Here is a 25,746-nt window from a genome sequence, read left to right on the forward strand (position 1 = left end):
TTACGCCATGATAAGCACCGAGTCGATCGAAGAGTTTTACCAGAAGAAGTTCAACTGGATGCCGGATAACCTTCAGTACGATCTGTCACACTTCAACGTGTTCCGGCTGGAAGACTGCTTTGTACCGGGAGCACCGCCCATGAATTACAGTCGCCGGGATTACTACAAAATCTCGCTGATCCGGGGGAAAAACGTGTATCATTATGCCGACAAAAGCATCGAGATCGAAGGTTCTACGCTGATTTTCTTTAATCCGCAGGTGCCTTACACCTGGGCATCGCTGTCTGACGACAAAACAGGTTTTTTCTGCATTTTCCGGGAGGCTTTCTTCAATGAGCGGATGCGGGGCAGCTTACATGAGCTGCCCATGTTTCTGCCCGGAGGCAAGCCAGCGTACTCGCTCACCCAGGAGCAGGATGAGCAGATCAGTCAGTTGTTCCAGAAAATGCTGGATGAGATCAATTCGGAGTATCGCTACAAGTATGACCTCTTGCAGAGCTATCTCACCGAGCTAATCCACAGCGCGCTAAAAATGCGACCGTCGGAAACGCTATACCAGCATCCTGACGCCAAGTCACGGATGACAGCGGTCTTTACGGAGCTACTGGAACGGCAGTTTCCGATTGAATCGCCCAGTCAGCGTTTTATGATGCGGTCGGCAAAAGATTTCGCGGATCATCTGTCCGTGCACGTCAACCACCTCAACCGCTCCATCCGGGAAACGACCGGCCGTACCACCACCGACCACATTGCCGGGCGTCTCCTGAGCGAAGCCAAAGCGTTGCTCAAGCATACAGACTGGAACGTTGCCCAGATCAGCTATAGCCTCGGCTTCGAAGAACCAGCCCATTTCAACAACTTCTTCAAGAAACAGACCCAGCTTACCCCTACTGCCTACCGAACTGTTTGAATTTTGCAAGTATCAGTTTGTCTGACGCAAGCCCTGCCCGCTCTTGTCCCGCTACTTTTGTCGTACCAAAACGAACAGACGTATGGACAACAAAAAAGTATGGTTTATTACTGGCGCATCCAAAGGCCTGGGCCTGTCGCTGGTCAATCAGCTGCTGGCAGCGGGACATTACGTAGCCGCCACCTCCCGAAACGTAACGGATCTTAACCAGGCCGTTGGCCAGACAACCCCTAATTTTTTAGCCTTACAAGTCGATCTCGCCAACGAGCAAAGTGTTAAGCAAGCCATCGATCAAACGCTGTCAACCTTCGGTCGGCTTGACGTACTAGTCAATAACGCAGGCTACGGCATTGGCGGCAGTATTGAGGAGCTGACCGACGAAGAGACTCGCATTAGTTTTGACGTGAACGTCTTTGGAACGCTCAACGTCATCCGGCACGCCATGCCCCATCTGCGCACCCAAGGATCGGGACATATCATTAACATCTCCTCTATTGCGGGCATTTCGGCCAATACCGGCTGGGCCATTTACGGAGCCACCAAATACGCTATTGTGGGCCTCTCGGAAGTGCTGGCCGACGATGTGAAGCAGTTCGGAATTCACGTGACGGTGGTGGCACCGGGTGCATTCCGCACCAGCTTTCTCACGCCCGAATCGCTGGTGCTGGCCCAAAATCCCATCGACGCGTACACCGACGTTCGGGCGTCACACAGTAAGTACGAGCACATGAACGGTAACCAGATCGGCGATCCGGAGAAAGCCGCGGCTGCGATGATCCAGATCAGTGAGGCCCCGAATCCACCCCTGTATTTACTGCTGGGCAGCGATGCCTACAAACGGGCCATGAACAAAGTCGAGCGGCTGCGCGATGAGTTTACGGCCAACGAGACGCTGACGAAATCCACTGATTTCTCCGCCTAGTCCATTTCTTCCACAACAGATTCTCAACAACAATGAGTACACAAAAAGTATGGTTCGTTACCGGTGCGTCTAAAGGCCTTGGCCTATCGCTGGTTAAACAATTGCTGGCCGCTGGGCACAACGTAGCGGCTACCTCCCGCCGGCTCGATGACCTGAGCCGGGCCGTAGGTACAGCTGATAATTTCTTACCACTCGCCGTTGACCTGACGACCGAAAGCAGCGTAGCGCAGGCCATCAATCAGACCATCGAGCAGTTTGGCCGGATCGATGTTGTCGTCAACAATGCGGGGTACGGGCAGCTCGGCAGTCTCGAAGAATTGAGCGACGCCGAAGCCCGGACTAACTTTGACGTAAATGTTTTTGGTCCGCTCAACGTCATCCGACACGTCATGCCGCAGTTACGTAGCCAGCAGTCAGGGTATATTATCAACCTCTCGTCCATCGGCGGTTTCGTCGGTAACTTCCCCGGATTTGGCGTCTACTGTGCGACTAAGTTTGCGGTAGAAGGCTTCTCTGAAGCGCTGGCGGCCGAAGCGAAAGCCTTTGGCATCCACGTAACGATCGTTTCCCCTGGCTATTTCCGGACCGAGTTTCTTACATCGGGTTCCCTCGGCACGCCCGCCAATCCCATCGACGCCTACCAGTCCGTTCGGGAATCGCAGCAGGCACACCAGGAGCAGATCAATGGCAATCAGCCGGGTGATCCCGAGAAAGCCGTTGCCATTCTGATCCGCCTGGCCGACGAGCCAAATCCGCCCCTGCATCTGTTCCTGGGTCAGGATGCCTTCGATACGGCCACGGGAAAAATTACTGCGTTACAACAGGAGATGACTACCTGGAAAAACGTAACCACTTCAACTGGTTTTGACGCGCCAGCTTTGGCATAAATCAGGCTTAATCATAGCGGGCCCGCTTCTACGTGAAGCAGGCCCGTTTTTTGTTCGTCAACTGAGCTTTCAACGTACGCCCGGCCCATCCGCTGAGGAACATTTGGGATAGAACGGATTAGGGTCGAACCGATCTTTGTACTGCCCGTCGGTCAGATAGTCCAGTTTACGGGACAGGAAGGTTAGTCCATCCATCATCAGCAATTGCTGGTCGGCATCCATCTGCATAAGCCGGGCCGCCGGTATGCCCGTAATGGACTCCACTTTGCGGGCAATCTGGTAATTCTTCCCGCCAAAATACTGCACCATCCCGCAGTTGTTCATCAGCGTCTGCCAGTCGTTCGGGTAGTTGGCTTCGAGTTGCTGAAAGTCCTGCCAGATAGTCCAGCATTTCAGGCCATAGCCGCGGCAGAGCGTAATGATGCTGTAGAGATACGCAAAGTGCCCCAGTTGCCCTGCTTCGTCGAGCAGGAACAGCGTCTGCTGATGAGGAATAGTCTGACGGCTGGTAATGGTTTTCAGCAGCACTCCTATCCAAAGCTTGATCAGCGCCCGGTGCGAGATCAGCTTATCGGGCGGCAGGATCAAGTAGATCGTCATCGGTTTCCCGTCCCGAAAATCCTCCAGCGACAGCGTCGACGTACTGGTCGCTTTGTTCACGTCTTCGCTCAAAAAGGCCGATAGGTACGAGTAGGCCGTCGCCAGCGCACTCGGCCGTGTATCCCGCTCGGGCATCGACAGAAAGTTATATAACTCGCTTATAACTAATGTATTATCCAACGAATTGCATCAAGCATTCACTAAGAACTGTGGTCGAAAATTGGGTTTGGCTGGCGGGGCCGGTCTGCGGCAACAGAACCCGGCTGTTGGCCGAATAAAACAAACTTATAGCATCGCCGTGTTTTAAGGTACCTACCCACTCCATGAAGCTTACCGTACCTGCCTGATCAAAAAAACTGCTATTAGCCCGGCTGATTTTTTCCAATAAACCTGAGTTGTAACTTTGTTTCTTTATTAGTCCCCCCCTAGCGTAAGCATGGATTACTGCATCACTTATTTCAGTACGGCCGTTGAGTCAACCTCCGAACACGACATTTTCGACATTGTGGAGTTTAGTCGGAATAAGAACGCCCGATTGGGTATCACCGGTGTGCTGTTATACGTCAACGGCAACATCGTTCAAGTGCTCGAGGGCCAGCAGGAAGCCGTAGAAGGTTTGTATAAGAGCATCCAGATTGACCCCCGCCACACTAACGTACGAACCGTCATCAGCCATCACATTGCCCAGCGGCTGTTTGATCACTGGTTTATGGGCTATGAGACGCTGACTACCCGGCAGTATGAAGAGGTAGCGGATATTATTGACGGGGAAGCGTCCCACGATCCTGACCGGCCAGTTATATTACGGATGCTTAAACGCTTTTTCGACGTTAACCACCGCCAGGCAACCGACGAATAACGGTTGGCGTTTTCGCGAGTACACTTAAAAGGCCACTTGTCAACTAATTTTCGCAGAAAGGGGATTAAACTACTCTGCAGATCGTTTATGTAGTGAGTGATGCATTGAGTAATTCCCATTCATGACTGATTCATCAACATACTTCCCATTCTCACTTGGTAATCAAGCCGAGCAGGAACGCCTACGGTATGCCATCCAGGCAGCCCAGGTAGGTACCTGGCACCTCGACATTGGCCAACAGCAGGTGTGGTGGGATGAGCGTTGCCAGGAACTCTACGGTTTCCGGGGTGGTGATACGATTGCCTATAGCCAGTTTCTTTCGCTGGTACACGAGGAGGACTGGGAGCGTGTGGACAGGGCATTGAGGGACGCCTTCGATCCCTCCTCGGCGGGCTACTACGACATGCAGTTTCGCACCACCGGAGCACAGGATGGACAGGTCCGCTGGCTGCACTGCCAGGGCCGGGCTTATGTCGACGTTGTTGGGGCCGCTTACCGCCTGTCGGGGGTAGCCCGTGACATCACCGTTCAGGTGCAGCTGCATCAACAGCTAGAAGTAAGTAAGGCTCGCTTTCGCAGTATCGTACTCAACTCTCCTACCCCCACGGTTCTCTTTGTGGGCCGGGAACTGGTTATTGACGCCGTCAACGGACCGATGCTCGAAATATGGGGTAAGGACGAGTCCGTGATGGGTCAATCGCTTTATCAAGTACTTCCCGAGCTGGTGAACCAGCCATTGCAGGACCTCTTACAGCGCGTTTATGATACCGGTGAAGCCTACCACAGTCATGGGCCCAAAACGGGGGTGATGGTGGATCGGCAGTGGCAGGATGCCTGGTTTAACTTTTCCTACAATCCGGTTTATACCCAGGACGGCACCCTGATCGGACTCATCAATACGGCTACCGACGTTACCAAGGAGGTGCTGGCGCTCCGGCAACTGCAACGCAGTGAAGTCCGTTTTCGGGCCTTGATTGAAGAAGCGCCGGTAGCCACCTGTTTGCTGATGGGTCGTGACCTGCGGATCGAGGTAGCTAACGCATCCATCTTGGCCGTTTTCCAACAGGGCCAGCAGGTAATCGGTCTGCCCCTGCTCGAAGCGCTGCCCGAATTAAAAAACCAACCGTTCCCGGCTATCCTGCAGGATCTGTTTGATACAGGTGTGACCTACTCTGCTCAGGGTGCCCGGGCTGACTTGCTGATTGGCGGCTTACCAGGAACCTACTACGTTGATTTCACGGCCAAGCCGTTGTTTAACGAGCCGGGAGACGTCTACGCTGTTCTGGTCATGGCAACGAACGTTACCCAGCAGGTACTGGCTCAACAGCTCATTCAACGTAGCGAAGCGCAAAAAACCTTTCTGCTGGAGCTAACTGACCAGCTCCGCGCGTTGAGCAGTCCCACAGCGATCTACCATACCGTTGCCGGTCAACTGGGTACCTATTTAGGCGCTAACCGGGTAAGCTACGCCCAGCAGCAACGCGACGGGGAAACGATTGTGGTACTGCCTAATTACACCAATGGCGTAGCTGACTGGCAGGGGCAACACTGCTCTACTGAGTATGGAAACCTACTGGCGGATCTTCTGGCAGAAGGGAATACCGCTCGCGCTGATGTGGTCAGTGACCCAGCACTCACCGCTGAGCAGAAGGAAGCTCATCGAGCACTAGGACTAGCTGCCACAGCCAGCAGATCTTTGGTAACCACCACTGGAACTAAGACCGTACTGTTTATCCATTATCAGCAGCCTCATGCCTGGACCGCTGATGAATTGACATTGCTGGATGAGGTATGCGCCAGACTGATCATTGCTGTTGACCGGGCGGAGGCCGAACAGGCCCTCCTGCAAAGTGAGCAACGCTACCGGCTTCTGTCGGAGGAGTTAGAGCATCGGGTGGACCAGCGGACCCAGGAGTTAACGCAGGCTAACGAGGACCTCCGGCGCTCCAATGATAATTTGCAGCAATTTGCCTACGTGGCCAGTCACGACCTACAGGAGCCCCTGCGCAAGATTCAGCAGTTCGGGGATTTGCTGCTGCAACAACCTACCCAGCCGCTTGATGAGCAAAGCAGTTACCTGCTTCAACGCATGGTGGATGCCGGTAGCCGCATGTCCAGGCTGGTCAGCGATCTACTGACGTTCTCACGGATCAAAACCCAACAGGAAACCTTTGACGAGGTGTCGCTGCAGCAGATCATGGCCCGAGTACTGGACACGCTGGATCTGGCTATTGACCAGGCCGGAGCCCAGGTTGAAATCCCCGTGCTCCCCCGTATAAAAGGGGATGCAACGCAACTAGGCCAGTTGTTTCAAAACCTGTTGAGCAACGCCCTTAAGTTTCGACGAGCAGCGACAGCCCCGCTTATCGTCATCCGTTGCGAGGTGGTGGCAGCATCCACCTTACCACAGGACGTAGTGCCCTCCCGAATGTCAACTCACTACTATCGGATAGAGGTGATCGACAACGGTATTGGTTTTGAGTCAAAGTACAGAGATCGCATCTTTCGGGTGTTTCAGCGACTACATGGTAAGAATGAGTACGCAGGAACAGGCATTGGTCTGGCCATTTGTCAACGCGTGGTTGAGAATCACGGTGGAGCTATCACGGCAAATAGCGAACCCGGTCTGGGGGCTACCTTCTCGGTATTTTTACCCTTTCAATGAGAAGATACCAAACAGCGTTTGGCTCCTTTTATAGAGCAGTTAGATACACGTATTCTGACCGATTGATTTTTTCTATCTGTCGACTTCCAGGCGCCATTTCCCTCGCGTGACGTATCGATTCCCAGGTAATACACTGCCAGGCTGATCAATTGGAAATCAATGAATGCATCCATTGACGAGATCGCTGACTTTACCAGTAATTGGACATTTTACTCTGATACAGCTTATCAGAGAATCGGCTTGAGCGTGTCCTGAGTACGCCCGTTCGATAAACTTTGGTTACTATTGGCGTCCTCGGCTGTTAGCCTTCCATACAACCTAAAAGCAACATGGAAGTGAATGGACCTATTATCTTTATTGATGACGATGAAGATGATCAACTTTTGCTAACCCCGATTCTTCATGAGTTAGCCCCGGACAGTACAATACGCTTCTTTTCGGACGGCGAAGCTGCCATCGACTATTTACGAACGACCGAGGAGCGTCCCTTTCTAATTATCTCCGAGGTGAGCTTGCACCGTATGACTGGTATCGAGCTTCGACGGCAAATTGAAGATGACCCACAGCTTCGCAAACGAGCCATTCCATTTATCTTCTTCACGCACCCCATCTATCGTCGGCAGGTAGAGGAAGCTTACAACTTAACGATTCAGGGTTATTTTGAGAAGAAAGAGAGTATAGCCGAAATTAGAACGCAGTTATCTGCTATCGTTAACTATTGGTCAAGTTGTCTACACCCTAACCGATTCACCGAGGATGACTGATCGTGCCAGTGGCACTTTTGCTCATTACTTGACGCCTATACAGGCGGCTAGCGAACCCCTGCCCCTAATGAGGTGTTAGTACCGTGAATCAATAACGCTACATGAAGCCTCAAACGACTGACTACGTCTTTTTGGTAGACGATGACGAAGACGACTGCTTTCTAACCCAGCTAGCGCTTGAGCGCGAAGCGCCCCAATATAAGTTTAAGACCATAGGTAACGGTATGGCCTTGATCGATGCGCTCAATCAGGCCAGCGTTTTACCCCGGTTGGTGTTACTGGATCTGAATATGCCTATTATGAACGGCCTGGAAGCACTGGAACGAATTCGGCAGAATGAGCGCTACGCTGATTTGCCGGTGGTTATCCTAACTACTTCCGATCAGGAGAGTGATAAGCAGCAAGCGGCTAAGTTGCAGGCTGACGGTTTTATTACTAAACCCTTCACGAGCGAACAGTATCAGCAGGCTATCGCTCCTGTAGTTAAGCAGTGGCTATAAAAGCGAACCGAAGAGAGTAACCCGTTAAATGCCGCAAATTCAGTATGCTTGCTGCTTCGGCGAGCAAACCTATTGAGGGGCAAAAAGTACACTGGACGTTGAAGGCGTATAACATCATCATTAAGCCGCTGGAAACGTTCTTTCCGGAGGTGAGTCTTACAGCGCGGATCAGTCTCAATACTCAGTAAACCAAGAGTCGACTAAATTCTTTAGTCGACTCTTGGTTTAATCACTTAGGAACTACCTACTAATAAAATACTGACTGTCAGAAAATCAGCCAGGCTATTTAGACGTAGTCGATTTCATTTTTGTGGTTTTGCTCTGCTTGCTACTCCGGTTCATGGACCCTCCCTGGGTAGGCATGCTGCCATCGGTCTTCATCGTGTTTCCGTTGCTTGAAGACGAGTTGCTATTCATCGAGCCAGATTGACCTTTGCCCATCTGTGTGTTGTTCATCGAGCCGGAGTTGGTAGTACCCGAGCTCATGGTTGATCTTGAACTGCGATTGTTAGTCGAAGTCCCGTTTTGCATAGTCGAAGAACTTGTAGTTCTGCTCGAGTTACTGCCACTGTTGGTAGAGCCCGTTGTTGTTTGCGCCTGAGCGCTGAAGGTGGCGATACCAACCAGCATCGTTCCCAGCATGATTACTTTTTTCATGACTTTGAGTTATTTGTTAAGAGGTTAGGATAGTCTAACCAGCACCATAACTCGGTGTCTATCTATAAGGGTTTTAGATTCAGCCAGTTTAACAGTAAATTAATTGGTAACGGTCGCCGAGTGCCAACGAACAGCAGTTCGGCTTCTGGTCAGTCTATTTATTATCAACGCCATATTGCCTGAGTGGTTGGTATTCATCCTGCCAGGAGGCAGGACTGCGATTGACAGTAAAATTTCTGATTTTACCAGTATGCAGACGACGTTCAGAGGCTATTAAGATTACTCTGACTATCTTAAAGAGCTACACAAAACCATGTGTAACTTTCAGACTGTTTTAGGAGCAGCGAAAGCTCTTGTCGTTTCCTAACTATACATACCCTAAAACCACCTCAACGAATAAAGGGTTACGTCTAAACCAAGACGTAACCCTTTATTAATCAGTGTGATCCCGAAGCGATTCGAACGCTTGACCGTCTGCTTAGCGTACCAACTACAGTTTTCACTGCTGCATGAATTATTTTATGCATTCGTGGTCTGGACTATGTCTTCACCGTATTTCCGGTAACCAGAAACGTAGGTGGTTGCCGTCTAGTCTCTACACCTTCCCAACAGAAACTGGGCTTGGCTCGGCGTTGTCATGTGAAAGAGTTCGCCGACTTTGACAACATCCCATAGGCAGTTTCCCATCCTATGGCTCCTAACTTAAAGGCAGATGCTCTATCCAGCTGAGCTACGGGACCATTCCTTTAAATTACAAAACCGTCAAATCAAAAAGTAGACTTGACGGTTTTGATGTCGGGGTGGCAGGATTCGAACCTACGACCTCCTGCTCCCAAAGCAGGCGCGATACCGGGCTACGCTACACCCCGAATTTTGTGAGTGCAAAGGTAATCATTTTTTTTGATATTCCTAATGACTCATGAAAAACTTTTTTCAAGTTTCCCGGCGGAGAGAGAGGGATTCGAACCCTCGGTACCGTTACCAGTACGACAGTTTAGCAAACTGTTCCTTTCGGCCTCTCAGGCATCTCTCCAGATCAATAGCCCGCTTCCGGACGACTGGGACACAAAGATAGGGCGATTCATCGTTTTCGTCAAGAGGTAAGTTCTAAAATCTTTTTCGAAGCCGTATTTTTGCCCCGGCAACGCATCGCGCCAGGATCAGCATCTGGTTCTGTCTCAGTCTGGTTAGCATTTGTATGAACTGGCTTTATCAATTTTCAACCACCGAATTTATTTTTATTGGCCTTTTCCTGCTGCTCTACGTACTGTATATAGCACGCGTTTTCTGGGTGGCCCGGCAGCTCAATACGTCGGCCTGGGGCGTAGTCCCTAAATTTTTTCTGCGGGGCAGCTACCTGGTCCTTTTGCTTATCGCGCTGTTAGGTCCGTCCTTCGGAGAAGCCAGCGAAAAACTCGACACCACCGCCCGCGATGTCTTTATGATCGTGGACGTATCGCGGTCAATGGCCGCCAATGACGTAGTACCCACCCGGCTCGAACGGGTTAAGTATGACGTGCAGCAACTAAGTGATACGTTGCTTGCCGACCGGTTTGGGCTAATCCTAACCGCGACGGAGCCCTTTGTGCTGTCGCCCCTCACGGCTGATCATAGTGCACTCAAACAGTTTGTTCAGCATATTCAGCCTAACCCAGCCTCGTCGGGGGGAACGGACCTGTGCAGTGCCATTGCGCTGGCCCGGCAGAAGTTCGTCACTGACTCCACGACCCGGCAGAGCACCAAAGCACTCATCCTGTTCAGTGATGGCGAAAACTTTGGCCCCTGCGAACGTACCGAATTGAATCGTCTGCGGCAGGATAATATTCCGCTGATAACGGTGGGGGTCGGCACCGACGCTGGTGCGTCGATTCGGGATGGGCTCGATTTCGTCCGGGACGACGACAATCAGGTTGTACACAGCCATCTGAACCGCTCTTTTCTGCAGAACCTGGCGCGCGACAGCCGGGGACGTTACCTTGAAGCGGATGCCGACGGGCGTTACGTCTATGAGCTGGCCAGTGTACTACGCTCCCTACAAGGGCCGTTTACCAACCAACAGGAGATCGCTATTTCGACGAATAAATACTATTATTTTCTCTTGATCGCGCTGGGTCTGATCATAATCGACCTTTTGGTTACCTTCCGGACGTTCCGATTGTGAGCGCTTCTCAGCGATTCCGCTTAATTTTGACGACTTGTCCGTTTATGTGTGTATGATTTATCTGTTCATCGCTGCCTGGTCCTGGTTAACAAACCCACTGTTATCGAACCAGATTTCGCGCAATAACCAGGCACGGCAACAGGCGCAGAAAGCCTATGATGCGGGCTACTATCAGGAAGCGTTAACGCTATACACCTCGCTGATCCGGACAACGACTCTCGATCCGGCGGTGCGGCTCAATATGGGTCATACGTATTTCCAGCTGAAGCAGTACCACAAGGCCCGGCCCCAATACGAGGCTTTACTGCGTTCGGCTAAAACGGGGTTACGTTCTGTGGCGGCTACCCAGCTCGGTGTTATTGCCTGCATTCAGGAGGATAGTGCTACGGCGTTGATTCTGTTTCAGCAGGCTCTGCTCGAAGATGCCAACAATGAACCGGCGCGCTATAACTTTGAACTGGTAAAGAAGACGTTTTCCGGAAAAGGGCTAGCCGGGAAACCCAGACAGCAGCCCGCCAGCCGGCAGCAGCAACAGGCCAGTTCGACCCAGTCGATGAGTCAGCAGCAGGTCGAACGATCCGACGAGCAGGATGAGTTGTTACGTCGGTTTCAGCGGCTGAACCTGAGCGAAGCCCAGGCTCTGCAACTCCTTGACGCCATGCAGAACGACGACCTGCCTTACGCCCTGACGCGTTCGGCCCGGCCCGCAACAACCACCTCCCCGGCGGGTCAGAACCGCTGGTAGACTCAACGACAGAAAGATTATGAATGAAGTTGTCATTGTTTCGGCCGTCAGAACTCCCATCGGAAGTTTCGGGGGCGCCCTGTCTCCCCTCTCCGCCATTGATCTGGGAGCCTTTGCCATTCGCGGGGCGTTGAATCGGGCGGGGGTTCAACCAGAGCAGGTTCAGGAACTCTATATGGGTAATGTTGTGTCGGCCAATCTTGGTCAGGCCCCCGCCCGGCAGGCCGCCCTCAAAGCGGGTTTGCCGGTTACCATTCCCTGCACGACGATCAATAAAGTTTGCGCGTCGGGTGCCAAAGCGATCATGCTGGCGGCTCAGACAATCCAGTTGGGGCAGGCCGACGTAATTGTGGCCGGGGGCATGGAAAGCATGTCGAACGTACCGTATTACGTACCCCAGGCTCGTTTCGGTTATAAATACGGCAATGCTGAACTGGTTGACGGACTCGCTCGTGATGGCCTCGTTGATGTCTACGATCAGTGCGCAATGGGTGTATTTGCCGATCGTACCGCTCTGGAATATGGTATCAGCCGCGAAACGCAGGATGCCTTTACGGTCCAGTCCTACCGACGCGCCGAAGCCAGTACGCAGTCGGGCCAGTTTGGTGCAGAAATTGTGCCGGTCGACGTAGTCGGTCGTAAGGGAACTGTTACGGTGAGCGAGGACGAAGAATACACAAACGTGGTGTATGATAAGGTACCAAAACTCAAACCCGCTTTTTCGAGCGATGGTACCGTAACGGCCGCCAGTTCGTCGCCCATCAGCGATGGCGCGTCGGCGCTGGTGCTGATGAGTCGCCGGAAATCCGACGAACTGGGGCTGAAACCGCTGGCCCGGATTCTGGCCTATGCCGACGCCGAGCAGGAACCGCAGTGGTTCACAACGACCCCGGCGAAAGCCGTACCGCTGGCGCTGGCACGGGTGGGTTTGACGCTAGCCGACATTGATTTTTTTGAAGTAAACGAAGCTTTTGCCGTCGTGCCGCTGGCATTCAGTCATATCCTGAACGTACCGCAGGAGAAACTAAACGTTCTGGGCGGGGCCGTGGCGCTGGGGCATCCGCTGGGTGCTTCCGGAGCCCGGATTGTAACCACACTCACAACCGTATTGAGTCAACACAACGCCCGCTATGGTGTAGCAGGGATCTGCAATGGTGGCGGAGGTGCGTCGGCCATTGTCATTGAAAAACTATAACCTCTTTACTCGTGCCAATTTCTGAGACAAATTTTCAATTTCCTGGTCAGACTGCTTTTTATCGGGGTAAAGTCCGGGATGTTTATTCGTTCCCCGACAAACTGATCATGATCGCTTCGGACCGGATTTCGGCTTTTGACGTTGTTCTGCCCCGGCCAATTCCGTTCAAAGGCCAGGTGCTGAACCAGACGGCCCAGCATTTCCTGAAAGCGACGGCCGACATTGTTCCCAATTGGCTGCTGAACGTACCGGATCCAAACGTCAGCGTTGGCCTGCGTTGCGAGCCCTTTGCCGTCGAGATGGTTGTTCGTGGTTATTTAGCGGGTCATGCCTGGCGTCAGTACCGCGACGGACACCGGACCCTGTGTGGCGTTTCCCTACCCGACGGGCTGCACGAAAACGACCGGCTTCCTCAGCCCATTATTACGCCGACCACCAAAGCGCACGAAGGCCACGACGAGGACATCAGTCGGGAAGAAATTCTGCGGCAGGGTATTGTCAGTGAAGACGAGTATAGTCAACTGGAAAATTATGCGCTGGCGCTCTTTGCTCGGGGTACCGACATGGCTGCCGAACGGGGACTGATTCTGGTGGATACCAAGTATGAATTCGGCAAACTGGACGGTAAAATTTACCTGATCGACGAAGTACACACGCCTGATTCGTCACGCTATTTTTATGCCAATACGTATGCCGAAAAGCAGCAGGCGCAGGAACAGCAGAAACAGCTTTCGAAAGAGTTTGTCCGGGAGTGGCTTATTGCCAACGGGTTTCAGGGAAAGACGGGACAGACCGTTCCTACTATGTCCGACGAATGGCTGAATCAGATTTCAGCCCGGTACATTGAATTATACGAAACCGTAACGGGAAAAACATTCCAGCCCGCTGAGGATACGGACCCACTCCAACGGATTGAATCCAACGTTCTTAAAACTCTAACGACAAATTAGGGTTCGACAATAAAGGCTATTGAAGCGGCCTGAAGTATTCATGTTTATCAAACCTGAATACTTCTTTTGCTAGTCCGGCCGGAGCCTGATCTACATCTGAGAAACTATGAACTATACAATTGAAAAAAACGAACAGTATGCGCTCGTCCGGCTGGCCGAATCAGCGTTTGAAAGCGAGATTCCCACGACGTTTGAAACCCTGAGTCGCTCATTGTTTCGGGAGGGCTACAGCAATATCATCGTGGATGCGGCCTCGGTCGAAACCATCGATGAATCGGGTATCAGCGCCATACGCAAGGTTAACCGCCAGTGTACCAACGAAGAAGGGCTGCTAATTCTGGTCACGAAAAACGAAGATCTGATCGATGAGATTGATGCGTCAAACCTGGGCGATCTGACTATTCTGCCCACGGTTGAGGAAGCGGTTGACGCCGTCTTTATGAATGAATTGGAAAATGATTTCCGGAGCGAAAGCGATGACGAGTTTGATACCGGCAGCGCCTTTGGTCACGATTAAGTTTGTTAGTAATGGCCGCTCACGAACCCGATAATCAACGTACCACGAACCAGCCGTTTTCCCTCACCATTCTGGGGGCTGGCTCTGCTACGCCTACGCTGCAGCTTCATCCAACTGCCCAGTTACTGACGGTGGGTAATGATTACATCCTGATTGACTGTGGCGAGGGGACTCAGCTGCGTTTGCTGGAAAAGCGAATCCGGACGAGTCGGTTACGGTATATTTTCATCAGTCACCTCCACGGCGACCACTATTTCGGCCTGGCTCCCCTCCTGTCGACCATGAATCTGGGGGGGCGCACGGAAGATCTGTACCTCTTTGGTCCGCAGGGGCTCGATGAAGTGCTAACGACGATCTTCCGGGTGTCTGACTCGCGGCTGGGTTACAAGCTGCATTTTCAGGCGGTCGATCCGGTAGAATCGACGTTCCTGCTCGATCATCCGCTGTTCACCGCCACGTCCATTCCGCTCCAGCACCGGATTGCCTGCAGCGGTTATCTGTTTCGGGAGAAGCCTCACAAGCCGCACCTGCTGCGAGAAAAACTCCCCGACGACGTACCGGTTCATTACCTGAAACAACTCAAAAACGGGCAGGATATTCTGGACGCTGACGGTCAGATTCTGTACAAGGCGGATGAGTTTACCGAACCTGCCCTACCGCCCCGCTCCTACGCTTTCTGCTCCGATACGCGCTACGTAGCGGAACTGGCTCCCTTACTGCACGGGGTCAGCCTGCTGTATCACGAAGCTACTTTTCTGGAAGATAATGCCCAGCGGGCCGCTGAGGTCTACCACAGCACGGCCCGACAGGCGGCAACACTGGCGGCCCAGGCCCAAGTCGAACGGCTGCTGATCGGTCATTTTTCGTCACGCTATAAGGCGTTTGATAACTTCGTGGACGAGGCCCGGTCGGTTTTTCCGGAAACGTACCTGGCCGTTGAGGGTGAGACCTGGGCGGTCTGATCAGGGGAACCTGCGATGAACGGTTAATTCCCCAATACCAGTGGATAGAGTAACCGAGTAGACAGGCCGGATATATCTGTATATTTACCGCCGAACATTACCCATTGATGCATGCTGGCTTTTCGCCTGGGGTTTTTGGATATCGGCTGGCTTGACCTGATCGATATTGGATTAGTTGCCCTGCTTATTTATCAGATTTATAACCTCGTCCGGGGTAGCGTTGCGAGCCGGGTTTTTATTGGTTACCTACTGGTTTATTTCACCTATTTGCTGGTTAAAGCATTAGGTCTGCATCTGCTCACGACTATTCTGGAGTACTTTATCAGCGTGGGAGCCCTGGCGCTGATCATTATTTTTCAGCACGAAATCCGGCGCTTTCTGCTGTTCGTTGGCAAATCGACCAACTTTGTCAACAATCGCTGGATTCGACGGCTGGTTCTGCGCAAGCCCCATACGGGCGACTCCAAGACCCCCCTGAAACCCCTGCTGGAAACCTGTAAAACGCTCAGTGCCGAGTTCTCGGGCGGACTCTTGGTGCTTCAGCGGAACGACGATCTGGAAAAATTCATTCAGTCGGGTGAGGTCGTCAATGCCAACGTATCAAAACTGCTGCTATTGGCTATTTTCAGTCAATATAGCCCCCTTCACGACGGGGCCGTTATCGTCAGTGGCGGAAAAATTCTGGCTGCCCGCTGCATTCTGCCCGTTTCGGAAGACGACGATTTGCCACCCGCGATGGGTTTCCGGCACCGGGCCGCGCTGGGTATGAGCGAGGCTACAGACGCGGCTATTATTGCGATCTCAGAAGAAAGCGGACGTCTGTCGCTGGCGACAAACGGAGAACTGCACGCCAACCTGTCGCTGACCGAGCTGGAAAACCGGCTGGAGAATTACCTCCGCGAAAACAGACGTTAGGCGCTGCGTTTACTCCTCCAGTACGTCGGGCAGTGCTTTTGCCTGCGCCACAAAGTCGCGGATCTGCTCCAGCGACGGTGGCCGCTGCGTAAATTGCCGGACCGCGTTGACCTTGATCAACTGCGGATGAAGCTCGTTGGCGTCCTGCCTAGCCAGGTCGTTCACCTTGTTCACCTGTATCTCTTCCAGCAGGTCGCTGTACACCCGTCCAACGCCCTTAATGCGGGTCAGATCAGCCCGGCGGGCCAACTGTAGCAGCAGGGCGACGCTCAACCCCGTATCAGCCGCCAGCTCGTCACGTCGTCGAGGAGTGCGGGTGGCTTCCAACAGAGCAGCAGTATCGATAATCCCCTGTTTTTTCAGCATTTTCAGAACCGAATCCGTTAATCCCCGAAGTTCCCCCAGTGTAACGCTCATGGACAAGACATTTAGAATGTTAACTGAAACTGATGATTAAACGGGTCTGAAACCTACCGTCTAACAGACTTATTGTCGCACAAGATATTTTCTACGGGTATCGTTAATGAGAAATTTTTTTTGAACGGTAAAACTTTCTGGATGTACCTGCTCAAACTCCCGCTCCCACTGTGTGTATCGGTCCGGTTCGGCCTGTTTAAACCGGTCGGCATCAATCTTCTTCTGCGTTAGATACTCGGCAAATGTCATTCGTTAACAAAGGGTTATCGGCAAGCGGATACCCAGCTAAAGTAATTATCAGTACTACCTGTAAATGTACAGAAAAGGGCTTCTTGGAATAGCATTTTGTGAATTACTGCTTGAACAACCATAGCCAGCTGGTTAGCTATGGTTGTTCAAGTTTTATTTTAGTCTCGTTATCGCTGCCCAAACTCCACGTAAACGCCTGCCCCAGGCAAAAGTGACTTTTCCGTTTCACCATTACCAAAAATGATGTGATAACCGGCATTCGCAGTGCCCCCCAACACAGGGGAGAGTTCGTATTGTATCCTAGACAAACTCAACCATTGGCATGCTTTTCACTTTGTTGCAATAAAATGGCCAATAGCTCTTCAAGGTTTCTCAGCGTCATAGCCGTTCCCTCTTTGAAGCCCATGGCAAGCATTTTATCCAGGCGGTCAAGCGATTCATTATAAATGCTGATACGGACGGTTGTCTTCCCGTTTTGCTCGCTGAACGTTAAATCCCACTCAGAGCCGGGTAACTCTGGATTTTCATCTTTGTCCGCAAACGCATTCAACAATTTGAAGTTGGTTTTCGGGCTAATGGACGTATACTTCTGAATTGACCAATGCTCTTCTCCGCCGGGGCTTACCATGGCATAAAACCGTCGGCCGCCCACTTCGAAATCCATAAATTTCGTTTTTGAGGTCCAGGGTTTGGGTGCCCACCATTGATCCAGAATTTCCGGCCTGGTGTATGCATCCCATACCAGCGAAAGACCCGCATTAAATTCGCGGGAAAAGGTTACTGTTTTTGTTTTTCTGTCAACGGCGAAATCATTCATTTTTATCCTGTTTTAAGTGTTGATAATACGTCGTCAAGTTGATTAAAACGGGTTTCCCACATGTTTCTGAACTGGTTTACCCACTGATCCACCTCTTTTATTTTTTCGACTTCGAGTGAGTAGTAGATCTCCCGGCCTTGCTGTTCCTGTTTCACCAGTTCACATTCAGTGAGTATGCGCAGGTGTTTGGAAACCGATTGGCGGGTCGTATTGAAGTTGTCAGCAATAGCGCTGGGTGTCATCGCCTGCACGGCAATCAGGGTAATGATTGCCCGCCTTGTGGGATCGGCTATAGCCTGAAAAATATCTCGTCTCATCTTGTTTACAATTCACCTAGCGAAACCGAATGGTTGCAAATATACGCGCAACCATTCGGTTTCGCTATTTTTTCAATTTAAACCGGCAGAAATCAACTAACCGGCAGAACTAGTGTCTCCTTTAATCGTGCCGATGGAGCGTTCAGTGGCAGTTCGCAACACGGCAACAGGTCCAGTTATTGACCAGTCTTTTCGCCAATAAACGTAACAAAGCCTCTACCAGCATTGGTATTTGACCAAGGCATTCGGCCCCTTCTTTTATCCATTCGTCAGGAGCAAATGGGCATTTAGCGGATAATTAACAGGCCTGATTAAACGCTGAGGGCGGTTTTGCCTCTAACAACCAGTAAACACTAAACAATGCCGATCATGAAAAAGACAATCATTGCCGCCTTTGCATTTGTTCTGATGACCACCAGCGCAACCATGGCGCAACGTGTATATTCTGCCCCTTTCGATAACCGTGGCCCTCGCGGAGGCAGCTACGCTTACGACCGGGATCAATTCCAGGACGAAATGAAAATCGAACGCCTGAATGCCCTGGTCGGCCTGAGCCGCAAACAGGAACGTGAGTTACACCGAATCGAAGATCGTTACGATCAACAAATGGCCCGCACGCGGATGACGCCCGAAGGCTACCGCCGGTTCAACGAGCAGAAACGTACCGAGTTCCTGTCGGTGCTGACCAGATCGCAACGTGAGCGCTTGTTCGCTCTGCAACAAAACAACCGACGTAATAACGCTTACAGCTACGGTCGTCGGGGATATTAAGTTGCCTATTGGAGCTAACGTAAAATAACGCTGGTCGGGGTTTGTGAAGTAAATGTTAATTTATTTCACAAACCCCGGCCTTTTTTGTTCCGGGGCTTACTTTTGACCTAGTCATCAGTAGTTAGTTTACCTGACAGAATACGTATGTTAGTTGACACGCCCGTTTTTGACCGCCATGCGTTCGGGGAGAATTTTGTGTGGGGAACGGCCACGGCGGCTTATCAGATCGAAGGGGCCGTGGATCGCGACGGTCGGGGCCCTTCTGTCTGGGATACGTTCTGCCACCAGAAAGGACGAGTAAAAACGGGTGAACATGCCGATCAGGCCTGCGAGTTCTACGACCGCTACGAATCAGATCTACAACTCCATAAGTCGTTAGGGTTTGATGCGTTCCGGTTTTCCGTATCCTGGTCCCGAATTTTGCCCGACGGGATTGGTCCCCAGCAGGGCGGGCGGCTCAACGAAGCGGGGCTGGCTTTTTACGACCGTCTGATCGACCACTGCCTGGCGCTGGGCATGACCCCCTGGATTACGCTCTATCACTGGGACCTGCCGCAGGCACTGGAGGATAAGGGCGGTTGGCCGAACCGCCAGATCCTGGTCTGGTTTGCCGAATACGTCGACATTGTCACTAAAGCTTTTGGGCATAAGGTAAAGAACTGGATCGTGCTGAACGAACCGCTGGCCTTTTCGGTGCTGGGTTATTTTACGGGGCAGCACGCGCCCGGCCGACGTAGTTTCCGGAGTCTGCTTCCGGCCATTCACCACACGGCTATGGCGCAGGCTGAAGGGGGCCGACTTGTCCGGCAGAACGTACCTGATGCGCAGGTAGGCACTACGTTCTCCTGTTCGCCAGTACACCCGTTTACCGATTCGGCCCGCGATCAGGCGGCTGCTATTCGTGTCGATGCGCTGCTGAATCGGCTATTCATCGAGCCGTCGCTCGGCCTGGGTTATCCGGACAAGGATCTGCCGTTCCTGGCTGGTATTCCGAAAAGAGTAGCGAAACCCGGTGATATGGAGAAACTGGCCTTCGACTTCGATTTCATCGGCTTACAGCATTATTTCCGAGCCGTTGTCGAGTCGTCCTACTTCATGCCTTATCTATGGGCCAAAGACGTATCGCCCCTCCGGCGGGGCATTGAGAAAATTACCGAAATGGGCTGGGAAGTGAACCCGGAAAGTATGTACCAGATTATTCAGCAGTTTGCCCGTTACGATGGTATCAAAAAGCTGTACATCGCCGAGAGCGGGGCTGCTTTTTACGATACGGTGCAGAACGGCGTCGTCCACGATCCCGCCCGAACGGACTACCACCGGCAATGTCTGCATCAGGTACTACGCGCCCAGCAGGATGGCATTCCCGTGGCGGGCTATTTCGTCTGGACCTTCCTGGATAATTTCGAATGGGCCGAAGGATACCGGCCTCGGTTCGGGCTGGTGTACGTCAACTTCCGAACGCAGCAACGTATCGTCAAGGCATCGGGGCAGTGGTTTCGGCAGTTGCTGATAACGCCGGAATCAGCGGCAATTGAGTACTAGCCTGCCCAACTTTAACCTGATTTTCCAAACCCCTTTCCTGATCAGGGAGTTGTCTGCATACGAACCAACTAAGTTGATCAACGTTATGCAGTATCCCGAATTTATTCATGCAGCCAAAGAAAAACTGGGCGTTCAGACCGAACAGGAAGTACTGGATATAACCCGCGCTTTTCTGCACACGCTTACCGAACACCTGGCTGGCAATGCGGCCGATAATCTAGGTGCTCAACTACCCGCTCCGCTCCTCGATATTATTCGCGAGGTTAGTCCCGAAGACCGTGACCAGGGCGAACGGTTCAAATTAACCGAGTTTTACGAACGGGTTGCCGACAAACTGGGCGTCGACAATGAAACCGGTAAGCAGTACACGCATCAGTTCATGCAGGTCTTCGGTCCGATGGTTACTGAAGGCGAGCTGCACAAAATCAAGATTACCCTGTCGGACGATTACGCGCCACTGTTTGATAGCGTCCTGTCATCACAGAACGCCCCTCAATAGGCAGCAGTCAATTTTTGTGTAAATCGGAGCGGGTTTCGGCGTAGGCTGACCCACTCCGGTTTACACTTTTTTATTACGCTCCTCTTTCATGATACACCTACCCATTACCACGCCCGAAGAGGCCGTTTCTAGTATTCAGTCCGGCAACCGGGTTTTTATTCATAGTGTCGCCCAAACGCCCCATGTCCTGATCCGGGCAATGGTCGCGCGGGCTGGTGAGCTACGCGACGTTGAAATCTGCCACATGCATACCGAGGGGCCACTCCCTTACCTGGAAGAACAATATCAGGGTTCATTTAAGCCCAACTCGTTCTTTATCGGAGCTAACATGCGGAAGCAGCTCAATCAGGGTATCGGCGATTACGTGCCTGTGTTTCTAAGTGAAATTCCTTTGTTGTTCCGGCGCAATATCCTGCCGATTGACGTAGCACTGATTCAGGTATCGCCCCCCGACCAACACGGCTACTGTTCACTGGGACCGTCGGTCGATATTTCGCTGGCGGCTATTCAGACGGCCAAGTACGTGGTGGCGCAGATCAATCCCAACGTACCCCGTACTCACGGCGACGGCCTGATTCCGGTGTCGATGCTTCATGCAGCCATCGAAGTAGATGAGCCGATCTACGAGGTATCCCTGCCGCAGATTACGGCTACGGATCGTAAAATTGGCCAGTATGTAGCCAGCCTGGTCGACGACGGCGCTACGCTGCAGCTCGGTATCGGCGGGATTCCGAACGCAACGCTGGCCGAACTGGTCCACCACAAAGGGCTGGGAATTCATACGGAGATGTTCTCCGACGGGGTGCTCGATCTGGTTGAGCGGGGTGTTATCACCGGGGAGCACAAAGCCGTATTACCCCACCGGATTGTTTCCACCTTTGTCATGGGTAGTAAGCGGGTGTATGACTTCGTCGACGATAACCCGATGGTCACGATGAAACAGGTGAGCTATACCAACGATACGGCCATCATCCGGCGTAACCCAAAAGTAACGGCAATCAACTCGGCCATTGAGATAGACCTGACCGGTCAGGTCTGCGCCGACACCATTGGTACGTACCAGTACTCGGGCGTTGGCGGTCAGATGGATTTTGTGCGGGGCGCATCGCTGTCGGAAGGCGGCAAACCAATCATTGCGCTGGCTTCGTCCACAAGAACTGGTCAGAGCAAGATTGTTCCCTTCCTAAAAGAGGGAGCTGGCGTAACGACCACCCGCGCCCACGTGCATTACATCGTCACCGAATACGGCATCGCCGATCTGTACGGGCAGAACCTACGTCAGCGCGCCCGTGCTCTTATCAACATCGCTCACCCCGACCACCGCGAAGCGCTGGAACGGCAGGCGCACGAGCGGTTCGGACGGTATTAAACGCAAGTGCCTCTATTTATCAAAACAATACATACTGTTTTGTCATCCCAAACGAAGGAGGGATCTTAACGCTTCCTAACTCTCAAGCTAGGCCGCTTTAAGATCCCTCCTTCGTTTGGGATGACAAAAACTGATGGCGAACGCCCGTCTACAGCTACACTTTCAGCTTCTCAATGTTCTTGTAGCTGATCGCAATTGACTCTAGTGGAGGAAGTTTGCAGACATCCTGCTCCACAAAGTAATGGGTCATACCCGCCGTTTTCTTCGCGTCGAAAATGCGCTGGAAATCGATAGAGCCCGTTCCCACCGGCGCAAACGCCCGTTCGGCCGTTTTTTCCATGTCTTTTACGTGCCATAGCGGGAACCGGCCAGGGTGCTTCTTGAACAGTTCAACGGGGTCCTGCTTGGCAAACGTAGCCCAGTACAGATCCAACTCGAACTGCACCAGTTTCGAGTCGGTGCCCTTAGCCAGGATGTCGTAAGGCAGTTGACCGTCCATTTCCTGGAATTCGAAATCGTGGTTGTGGTAGCAGAACTGGATACCGGCTTTCTTACACGTCTCGGCCGATTTGTTGAACAGCTCGGCGAACATCTTGTAATCGTCCAGTTTGGTACGTTCCTGCGGGAACAGGTAGGCGCAAACCATGTATTTCTGACTAATAGCTGCCGCATCGTCAACGGCCCGCTGCCAGTCGTTTGTCAGGCTGCCTTTCATGTTCGGCATCGTTTTGCCCGACGTGTAGTGTCCACTTGGCGCTTTCAGGCCCAGATCTTTCAGAAGCGCCGAGAACTCTTTCGGCGTTTTTCCAAAGAACTTGCCGTCGTTATAGCCAAATGGTTCCACTTCCTTGTAACCGATCTCAGCTACTTTTTTCAGTGTGCCATCCGGGTCTTTGCCCATGGCTTCGCGCAGTGTATAGAGCTGTAGACCAACCTGTTTGGGAGCCGCGGCAAATACATTCGCAGACGGTAGCATAGCCACTGAAGCAGCCAGGGCACCCAGGCGCAGAAACTCCTGGCGGGTAATTTTAGACTTGTTATTCATGTGAGATGATCAGGTTATTCGGCACGTAGCTAACGCCCGTACCATAGATAGGCGAAAGGTACGTAGAGTTTAATTTCGACTCACATAAAATCGGGCAATACTGAGATTTTTTTGTCTGTTTCGGAGCAAGTATAATAACTAGAAACGCTTGACCGCTTCAATTCAACCCTAGAAACAAGGGTATATCGGCGCTGGTGCGCTCATTTACAACTCCGACAGGAGTGCCTGCGCAATCATGAAATAGACGCCGATGCCGATCAGATCATTTGCTGTTGTGATAAACGGACCGGAGGCTACGGCGGGGTTTATCCCTATTTTGTTGAGCAGCAGGGGCGTTACGGTTCCCATGAAGGAGGCCAGCAGCACTACGGCCAGCAGGGACGTAGCGACGACAAAAAATAGCCGGGGCTCGCCGATCAGGAAGGTGTACGTACCAGCAATTAACCCGACGACCATGCCGTTGATGATGGCCACCAGCAGGGTCCGGAACAGCCGTCGGCCCAGCGTCGTACTCAGTCCCGCCGTATCGGCCAGGCTCTGTAAAATCAGCGAAGAGGTCTGAATACCAACGTTTCCGCCCGTTGAGCCAATGATGGGAATGAACGCGGCCAGTGCGGCAACTTTACCCAGTTCGCTCTGAAAACCGTTGATTACCGTAGCCGCTAAGAGACTTCCCACCGCCCCGGCAACGAGCCAGGGAAGCTGCACTTTTGACCGCGCCCAGACGCTGTCATCTTCTTCGACCTCGCCCGACAAACCGGAAATCACCTGAAAGTCTTCTTCGGCCTGCTCAGTAATGACGTCGACAATGTCATCAATCGTGATCCGGCCCAGCAGCCGCTGCTGAATGTTTACCACCGGAACAGTGTCCAGGTCATACCGTCGCATCACCTCGGCAACTTCATTGACCGGACGGTACGTTTCGACAAAGACAATGTCGTCTTCGTAAATATCGGCGATCTTGGTTGTCTTACGGGCAAGCACGATCTTTTTCAGCGACACTAGCCCTAGCAGTTTTCCCTGGTCGTCGACCACGTAAACGGCGTAGACATTCTCAACGTCTTCGGCCTGCTGGCGGATCTCCTCGATGCAGGCATTGACGGTTAAATTAACGTTGATTTTGATCAGCTCTTTCTGCATCAACCCACCCGCTACGCTGTCGTCGTAATGGAGTAAGTCAAGAATAAAGCGGGCCTGTTCGCGGTCTTCGAGCAGCCCGATGACCTCCTCCCGAATCTGAATGGGTTGTTCATTCAATACGTCTACGGCGTCATCCGAATCCATCTGGTTGATAAACGGCGCCAGTTCTTCGGACGTAAAGGTTTTCAGCAGACTGGTCCGGTCGGTGGGATCGAGATTCGCCAGAATCTCCGCCCCTACCGACCGGTCAAGTAAACTCAGTAAGTAATGAGCGGACTGCGGTTCCAGTTCGTAGAGAATTTCCGAAATATCGGCCGGATAAAGCTCTTCCATCTCCGCCCGAAGCTGGGTATCATCACCCGCTTCGATGGCAGTCTGGAGTTGCTCAAGATATTCTTTAGTCAGTTCGAATGTCATTGGGAAAGGAGGACAGGAGGAAAGGGGAGGAAGCAGGAAAGGAGGAAAGGTTCTAGTTGCTTTCCCTTTCTTCCCTCTCCCGCTACGGCGTACCGTTCCCCCTCCTCCTTTTTATTCTTTTTCTTCCATCAATTTCGTTAGTTCAACGAATTCGGCTACGCTAAGTTGTTCGGCGCGTTTGTCCATGAACCGACTGGCCAGCGCAGCCTCTGATGGGTTCAGCGGTTTCAGCGAATTACGTAACGTTTTCCGGCGTTGCCCAAAGCCGTGTTTAACGACCTGCATAAACTTCCGCTCGTCGCACCCCAGGTCGGTTACGTTGTTCCGACGTAGTGAAATCACGCCCGAAAACACTTTTGGTGGAGGGTTGAATACGTCCGGCGGTACCGTAAACTCGTATTTGATATCGTACCAGGCCTGGAGCAGCACGCTCAGGATACCGTAGTCTTTATTGCCCGGCCCCGACGCGATCCGCTGCGCTACTTCCCGCTGAAACATACCCACCACTTCCGGCACCCGCTCGCGGATGTCCAGTACCCGGAACAGAATCTGGGTAGAGATATTGTACGGGAAGTTGCCGATCACGGCAAACGGCTCGGTACTAACTTGTTTTGTCGGCAGCAGATCGGTACGGATGTTCAGAAAATCAGACGCCAGAATACGGCCTTCGAGGGCGGGAAAATTCTGGTTCAGGTAATCGACGGATTCCCGGTCGATTTCGATAACGTAGGTTTCGAATCGTTTATCCTGAAGCAGAAACTGCGTCAGGACGCCCATGCCCGGACCGATTTCCAGCACTTTGGTATAGGCCTGCCCCTCGACGGTGGGATGCCCCGTCAGCAGATCAGCAATACGCTGGGAAATGCTGAGATCAGTCAGAAAATGCTGACCAAGTTCTTTTTTAGGTTTTACAGACACAATACGGGCGCGTTAAATTTGAGCGCAAAGGTACGG

27 protein-coding genes and 2 tRNA genes are annotated in these 25,746 nt (G+C 52.3%); 19 read left to right on the forward strand and 10 right to left on the reverse strand.

Annotation, left to right across the window (positions count from 1 at the left end):
• Positions 1-7 precede the first annotated feature (7 nt).
• The 3 genes from HU175_RS21775 to HU175_RS21785 all read left to right on the forward strand — a co-directional run bounded on the left by HU175_RS21775 (position 8) and on the right by HU175_RS21785 (position 2,719).
• Entirely contained in the window at positions 8-910 is a 903-nt protein-coding gene (locus tag HU175_RS21775) for a helix-turn-helix domain-containing protein (RefSeq protein WP_176568575.1), read from the forward strand.
• An 82-nt stretch (positions 911-992) separates the two neighbouring features.
• Positions 993-1,832: an oxidoreductase gene (locus HU175_RS21780; RefSeq protein WP_176568576.1), complete on the forward strand. Its 840-nt coding sequence runs from the start codon at positions 993-995 to the stop codon at positions 1,830-1,832.
• Between the two features lie 32 nt (positions 1,833-1,864).
• A complete protein-coding gene (locus HU175_RS21785; protein ID WP_176568577.1) occupies positions 1,865-2,719 on the forward strand; it encodes an oxidoreductase in 855 nt (284 codons plus the stop codon).
• A gap of 69 nt (positions 2,720-2,788) precedes the next feature.
• On the opposite strand, the gene HU175_RS21790 is transcribed toward HU175_RS21785, so the two are convergent.
• Complete coding sequence (locus HU175_RS21790; protein WP_176568578.1) at positions 2,789-3,454, reverse strand: type IV secretory system conjugative DNA transfer family protein; 666 nt, start codon at positions 3,452-3,454, stop codon at positions 2,789-2,791.
• A 301-nt stretch (positions 3,455-3,755) separates the two neighbouring features.
• On the opposite strand from HU175_RS21790, the gene HU175_RS21795 reads away from it, so the two are divergent.
• From HU175_RS21795 to HU175_RS21815, 5 genes are all read left to right on the forward strand, one after another.
• Positions 3,756-4,178, forward strand: a complete 423-nt coding sequence (locus HU175_RS21795; protein ID WP_176568579.1) for a BLUF domain-containing protein — start codon at positions 3,756-3,758, stop codon at positions 4,176-4,178.
• Positions 4,179-4,299: 121 nt separating this feature from the next.
• Positions 4,300-6,843, forward strand: a complete 2,544-nt coding sequence (locus HU175_RS21800) for a PAS domain-containing protein (RefSeq protein ID WP_176568580.1) — start codon at positions 4,300-4,302, stop codon at positions 6,841-6,843.
• A 329-nt stretch (positions 6,844-7,172) separates the two neighbouring features.
• Positions 7,173-7,607 (forward strand): response regulator, encoded by a 435-nt coding sequence (locus HU175_RS21805; protein WP_176568581.1) that lies wholly within the window; start codon positions 7,173-7,175, stop codon positions 7,605-7,607.
• 101 nt (positions 7,608-7,708) lie between these two features.
• Entirely contained in the window at positions 7,709-8,107 is a 399-nt protein-coding gene (locus HU175_RS21810; protein WP_176568582.1) for a response regulator, read from the forward strand.
• Between the two features lie 44 nt (positions 8,108-8,151).
• Entirely contained in the window at positions 8,152-8,295 is a 144-nt protein-coding gene (locus HU175_RS21815) for a hypothetical protein (protein ID WP_176568583.1), read from the forward strand.
• 94 nt (positions 8,296-8,389) lie between these two features.
• On the opposite strand, the gene HU175_RS21820 is transcribed toward HU175_RS21815, so the two are convergent.
• The 3 genes from HU175_RS21820 to HU175_RS21830 form a co-directional block, all read right to left on the reverse strand.
• Positions 8,390-8,764, reverse strand: a complete 375-nt coding sequence (locus HU175_RS21820) for a hypothetical protein (protein ID WP_176568584.1) — start codon at positions 8,762-8,764, stop codon at positions 8,390-8,392.
• 795 nt (positions 8,765-9,559) lie between these two features.
• Positions 9,560-9,633 (reverse strand) — tRNA-Pro (locus tag HU175_RS21825).
• Positions 9,634-9,710: 77 nt separating this feature from the next.
• Positions 9,711-9,797, reverse strand: a tRNA-Ser gene (locus tag HU175_RS21830).
• A gap of 165 nt (positions 9,798-9,962) precedes the next feature.
• On the opposite strand from HU175_RS21830, the gene HU175_RS21835 reads away from it, so the two are divergent.
• The 7 genes from HU175_RS21835 (at position 9,963) to cdaA (ending at position 16,209) form a co-directional block, all read left to right on the forward strand.
• A complete protein-coding gene (locus HU175_RS21835) occupies positions 9,963-10,925 on the forward strand; it encodes a vWA domain-containing protein (protein WP_176568585.1) in 963 nt (320 codons plus the stop codon).
• Positions 10,926-10,977: 52 nt separating this feature from the next.
• Positions 10,978-11,670: a tetratricopeptide repeat protein gene (locus HU175_RS21840; RefSeq protein ID WP_176568586.1), complete on the forward strand. Its 693-nt coding sequence runs from the start codon at positions 10,978-10,980 to the stop codon at positions 11,668-11,670.
• Positions 11,671-11,689: 19 nt separating this feature from the next.
• Positions 11,690-12,865 carry an acetyl-CoA C-acyltransferase gene (locus HU175_RS21845; RefSeq protein WP_176568587.1) on the forward strand — a complete coding sequence of 392 codons (1,176 nt, stop codon included), beginning with the start codon at positions 11,690-11,692 and terminating at the stop codon, positions 12,863-12,865.
• An 11-nt stretch (positions 12,866-12,876) separates the two neighbouring features.
• On the forward strand, positions 12,877-13,815 hold the full coding sequence (locus tag HU175_RS21850; RefSeq protein ID WP_176568588.1) for a phosphoribosylaminoimidazolesuccinocarboxamide synthase: 939 nt from the start codon (positions 12,877-12,879) through the stop codon (positions 13,813-13,815).
• 106 nt (positions 13,816-13,921) lie between these two features.
• Complete coding sequence (locus HU175_RS21855) at positions 13,922-14,332, forward strand: STAS domain-containing protein (protein WP_176568589.1); 411 nt, start codon at positions 13,922-13,924, stop codon at positions 14,330-14,332.
• An 11-nt stretch (positions 14,333-14,343) separates the two neighbouring features.
• Positions 14,344-15,294 carry a ribonuclease Z gene (locus tag HU175_RS21860; protein WP_176568590.1) on the forward strand — a complete coding sequence of 317 codons (951 nt, stop codon included), beginning with the start codon at positions 14,344-14,346 and terminating at the stop codon, positions 15,292-15,294.
• Between the two features lie 111 nt (positions 15,295-15,405).
• Positions 15,406-16,209, forward strand: coding sequence for a diadenylate cyclase CdaA (gene cdaA, locus HU175_RS21865; RefSeq protein WP_176568591.1), 804 nt, complete (start codon positions 15,406-15,408; stop codon positions 16,207-16,209).
• 9 nt (positions 16,210-16,218) lie between these two features.
• Here the strand turns inward: cdaA and HU175_RS21870 are convergent, their stop codons facing one another.
• From HU175_RS21870 to HU175_RS21880, 3 genes are all read right to left on the reverse strand, one after another.
• A complete protein-coding gene (locus HU175_RS21870) occupies positions 16,219-16,626 on the reverse strand; it encodes a DUF4332 domain-containing protein (RefSeq protein WP_176568592.1) in 408 nt (135 codons plus the stop codon).
• A gap of 559 nt (positions 16,627-17,185) precedes the next feature.
• On the reverse strand, positions 17,186-17,692 hold the full coding sequence (locus tag HU175_RS21875; RefSeq protein ID WP_176568593.1) for an SRPBCC domain-containing protein: 507 nt from the start codon (positions 17,690-17,692) through the stop codon (positions 17,186-17,188).
• A gap of 2 nt (positions 17,693-17,694) precedes the next feature.
• Positions 17,695-18,009 carry an ArsR/SmtB family transcription factor gene (locus HU175_RS21880; protein WP_176568594.1) on the reverse strand — a complete coding sequence of 105 codons (315 nt, stop codon included), beginning with the start codon at positions 18,007-18,009 and terminating at the stop codon, positions 17,695-17,697.
• A gap of 369 nt (positions 18,010-18,378) precedes the next feature.
• Here HU175_RS21880 and HU175_RS21885 point away from each other — a divergent pair, with 369 nt between their 5' ends.
• From HU175_RS21885 to HU175_RS21900, 4 genes are all read left to right on the forward strand, one after another.
• Complete coding sequence (locus tag HU175_RS21885; RefSeq protein WP_176568595.1) at positions 18,379-18,780, forward strand: hypothetical protein; 402 nt, start codon at positions 18,379-18,381, stop codon at positions 18,778-18,780.
• Between the two features lie 144 nt (positions 18,781-18,924).
• Positions 18,925-20,322 carry a GH1 family beta-glucosidase gene (locus HU175_RS21890; RefSeq protein WP_176568596.1) on the forward strand — a complete coding sequence of 466 codons (1,398 nt, stop codon included), beginning with the start codon at positions 18,925-18,927 and terminating at the stop codon, positions 20,320-20,322.
• Between the two features lie 85 nt (positions 20,323-20,407).
• Positions 20,408-20,821 carry a DUF2267 domain-containing protein gene (locus tag HU175_RS21895; protein WP_176568597.1) on the forward strand — a complete coding sequence of 138 codons (414 nt, stop codon included), beginning with the start codon at positions 20,408-20,410 and terminating at the stop codon, positions 20,819-20,821.
• Between the two features lie 88 nt (positions 20,822-20,909).
• Positions 20,910-22,190, forward strand: a complete 1,281-nt coding sequence (locus HU175_RS21900) for an acetyl-CoA hydrolase/transferase family protein (RefSeq protein WP_176568598.1) — start codon at positions 20,910-20,912, stop codon at positions 22,188-22,190.
• Positions 22,191-22,344: 154 nt separating this feature from the next.
• On the opposite strand, the gene HU175_RS21905 is transcribed toward HU175_RS21900, so the two are convergent.
• From HU175_RS21905 to rsmA, 3 genes are all read right to left on the reverse strand, one after another.
• Positions 22,345-23,235 carry a sugar phosphate isomerase/epimerase family protein gene (locus HU175_RS21905; protein ID WP_176568599.1) on the reverse strand — a complete coding sequence of 297 codons (891 nt, stop codon included), beginning with the start codon at positions 23,233-23,235 and terminating at the stop codon, positions 22,345-22,347.
• A 204-nt stretch (positions 23,236-23,439) separates the two neighbouring features.
• Complete coding sequence (mgtE, locus tag HU175_RS21910) at positions 23,440-24,792, reverse strand: magnesium transporter (protein ID WP_176568600.1); 1,353 nt, start codon at positions 24,790-24,792, stop codon at positions 23,440-23,442.
• 111 nt (positions 24,793-24,903) lie between these two features.
• Positions 24,904-25,710 (reverse strand): 16S rRNA (adenine(1518)-N(6)/adenine(1519)-N(6))-dimethyltransferase RsmA, encoded by an 807-nt coding sequence (rsmA, locus tag HU175_RS21915; RefSeq protein WP_176568601.1) that lies wholly within the window; start codon positions 25,708-25,710, stop codon positions 24,904-24,906.
• Positions 25,711-25,746: the final 36 nt, after the last annotated feature.

It is taken from the genome of Spirosoma sp. KUDC1026 (assembly GCF_013375035.1).
In the GTDB taxonomy this organism is placed as follows: domain Bacteria; phylum Bacteroidota; class Bacteroidia; order Cytophagales; family Spirosomataceae; genus Spirosoma.

What these genes read in the sequence shown, in the direction of transcription:
- HU175_RS21775 (WP_176568575.1), top strand. Translation starts at nt 8, where the DNA reads ATGATAAGCACCGAGTCGATCGAAGAGTTTTACCAGAAGAAGTTCAAC.
- HU175_RS21780 (WP_176568576.1), top strand. Translation starts at nt 993, where the DNA reads ATGGACAACAAAAAAGTATGGTTTATTACTGGCGCATCCAAAGGCCTG.
- HU175_RS21785 (WP_176568577.1), top strand. Translation starts at nt 1,865, where the DNA reads ATGAGTACACAAAAAGTATGGTTCGTTACCGGTGCGTCTAAAGGCCTT.
- HU175_RS21790 (WP_176568578.1), bottom strand. Translation starts at nt 3,454, where the DNA reads ATGCCCGAGCGGGATACACGGCCGAGTGCGCTGGCGACGGCCTACTCG.
- HU175_RS21795 (WP_176568579.1), top strand. Translation starts at nt 3,756, where the DNA reads ATGGATTACTGCATCACTTATTTCAGTACGGCCGTTGAGTCAACCTCC.
- HU175_RS21800 (WP_176568580.1), top strand. Translation starts at nt 4,300, where the DNA reads ATGACTGATTCATCAACATACTTCCCATTCTCACTTGGTAATCAAGCC.
- HU175_RS21805 (WP_176568581.1), top strand. Translation starts at nt 7,173, where the DNA reads ATGGAAGTGAATGGACCTATTATCTTTATTGATGACGATGAAGATGAT.
- HU175_RS21810 (WP_176568582.1), top strand. Translation starts at nt 7,709, where the DNA reads ATGAAGCCTCAAACGACTGACTACGTCTTTTTGGTAGACGATGACGAA.
- HU175_RS21815 (WP_176568583.1), top strand. Translation starts at nt 8,152, where the DNA reads ATGCTTGCTGCTTCGGCGAGCAAACCTATTGAGGGGCAAAAAGTACAC.
- HU175_RS21820 (WP_176568584.1), bottom strand. Translation starts at nt 8,764, where the DNA reads ATGAAAAAAGTAATCATGCTGGGAACGATGCTGGTTGGTATCGCCACC.
- HU175_RS21835 (WP_176568585.1), top strand. Translation starts at nt 9,963, where the DNA reads ATGAACTGGCTTTATCAATTTTCAACCACCGAATTTATTTTTATTGGC.
- HU175_RS21840 (WP_176568586.1), top strand. Translation starts at nt 10,978, where the DNA reads ATGATTTATCTGTTCATCGCTGCCTGGTCCTGGTTAACAAACCCACTG.
- HU175_RS21845 (WP_176568587.1), top strand. Translation starts at nt 11,690, where the DNA reads ATGAATGAAGTTGTCATTGTTTCGGCCGTCAGAACTCCCATCGGAAGT.
- HU175_RS21855 (WP_176568589.1), top strand. Translation starts at nt 13,922, where the DNA reads ATGAACTATACAATTGAAAAAAACGAACAGTATGCGCTCGTCCGGCTG.
- HU175_RS21860 (WP_176568590.1), top strand. Translation starts at nt 14,344, where the DNA reads ATGGCCGCTCACGAACCCGATAATCAACGTACCACGAACCAGCCGTTT.
- cdaA (WP_176568591.1), top strand. Translation starts at nt 15,406, where the DNA reads ATGCTGGCTTTTCGCCTGGGGTTTTTGGATATCGGCTGGCTTGACCTG.
- HU175_RS21870 (WP_176568592.1), bottom strand. Translation starts at nt 16,626, where the DNA reads ATGAGCGTTACACTGGGGGAACTTCGGGGATTAACGGATTCGGTTCTG.
- HU175_RS21875 (WP_176568593.1), bottom strand. Translation starts at nt 17,692, where the DNA reads ATGAATGATTTCGCCGTTGACAGAAAAACAAAAACAGTAACCTTTTCC.
- HU175_RS21880 (WP_176568594.1), bottom strand. Translation starts at nt 18,009, where the DNA reads ATGAGACGAGATATTTTTCAGGCTATAGCCGATCCCACAAGGCGGGCA.
- HU175_RS21885 (WP_176568595.1), top strand. Translation starts at nt 18,379, where the DNA reads ATGAAAAAGACAATCATTGCCGCCTTTGCATTTGTTCTGATGACCACC.
- HU175_RS21890 (WP_176568596.1), top strand. Translation starts at nt 18,925, where the DNA reads ATGTTAGTTGACACGCCCGTTTTTGACCGCCATGCGTTCGGGGAGAAT.
- HU175_RS21895 (WP_176568597.1), top strand. Translation starts at nt 20,408, where the DNA reads ATGCAGTATCCCGAATTTATTCATGCAGCCAAAGAAAAACTGGGCGTT.
- HU175_RS21900 (WP_176568598.1), top strand. Translation starts at nt 20,910, where the DNA reads ATGATACACCTACCCATTACCACGCCCGAAGAGGCCGTTTCTAGTATT.
- HU175_RS21905 (WP_176568599.1), bottom strand. Translation starts at nt 23,235, where the DNA reads ATGAATAACAAGTCTAAAATTACCCGCCAGGAGTTTCTGCGCCTGGGT.
- mgtE (WP_176568600.1), bottom strand. Translation starts at nt 24,792, where the DNA reads ATGACATTCGAACTGACTAAAGAATATCTTGAGCAACTCCAGACTGCC.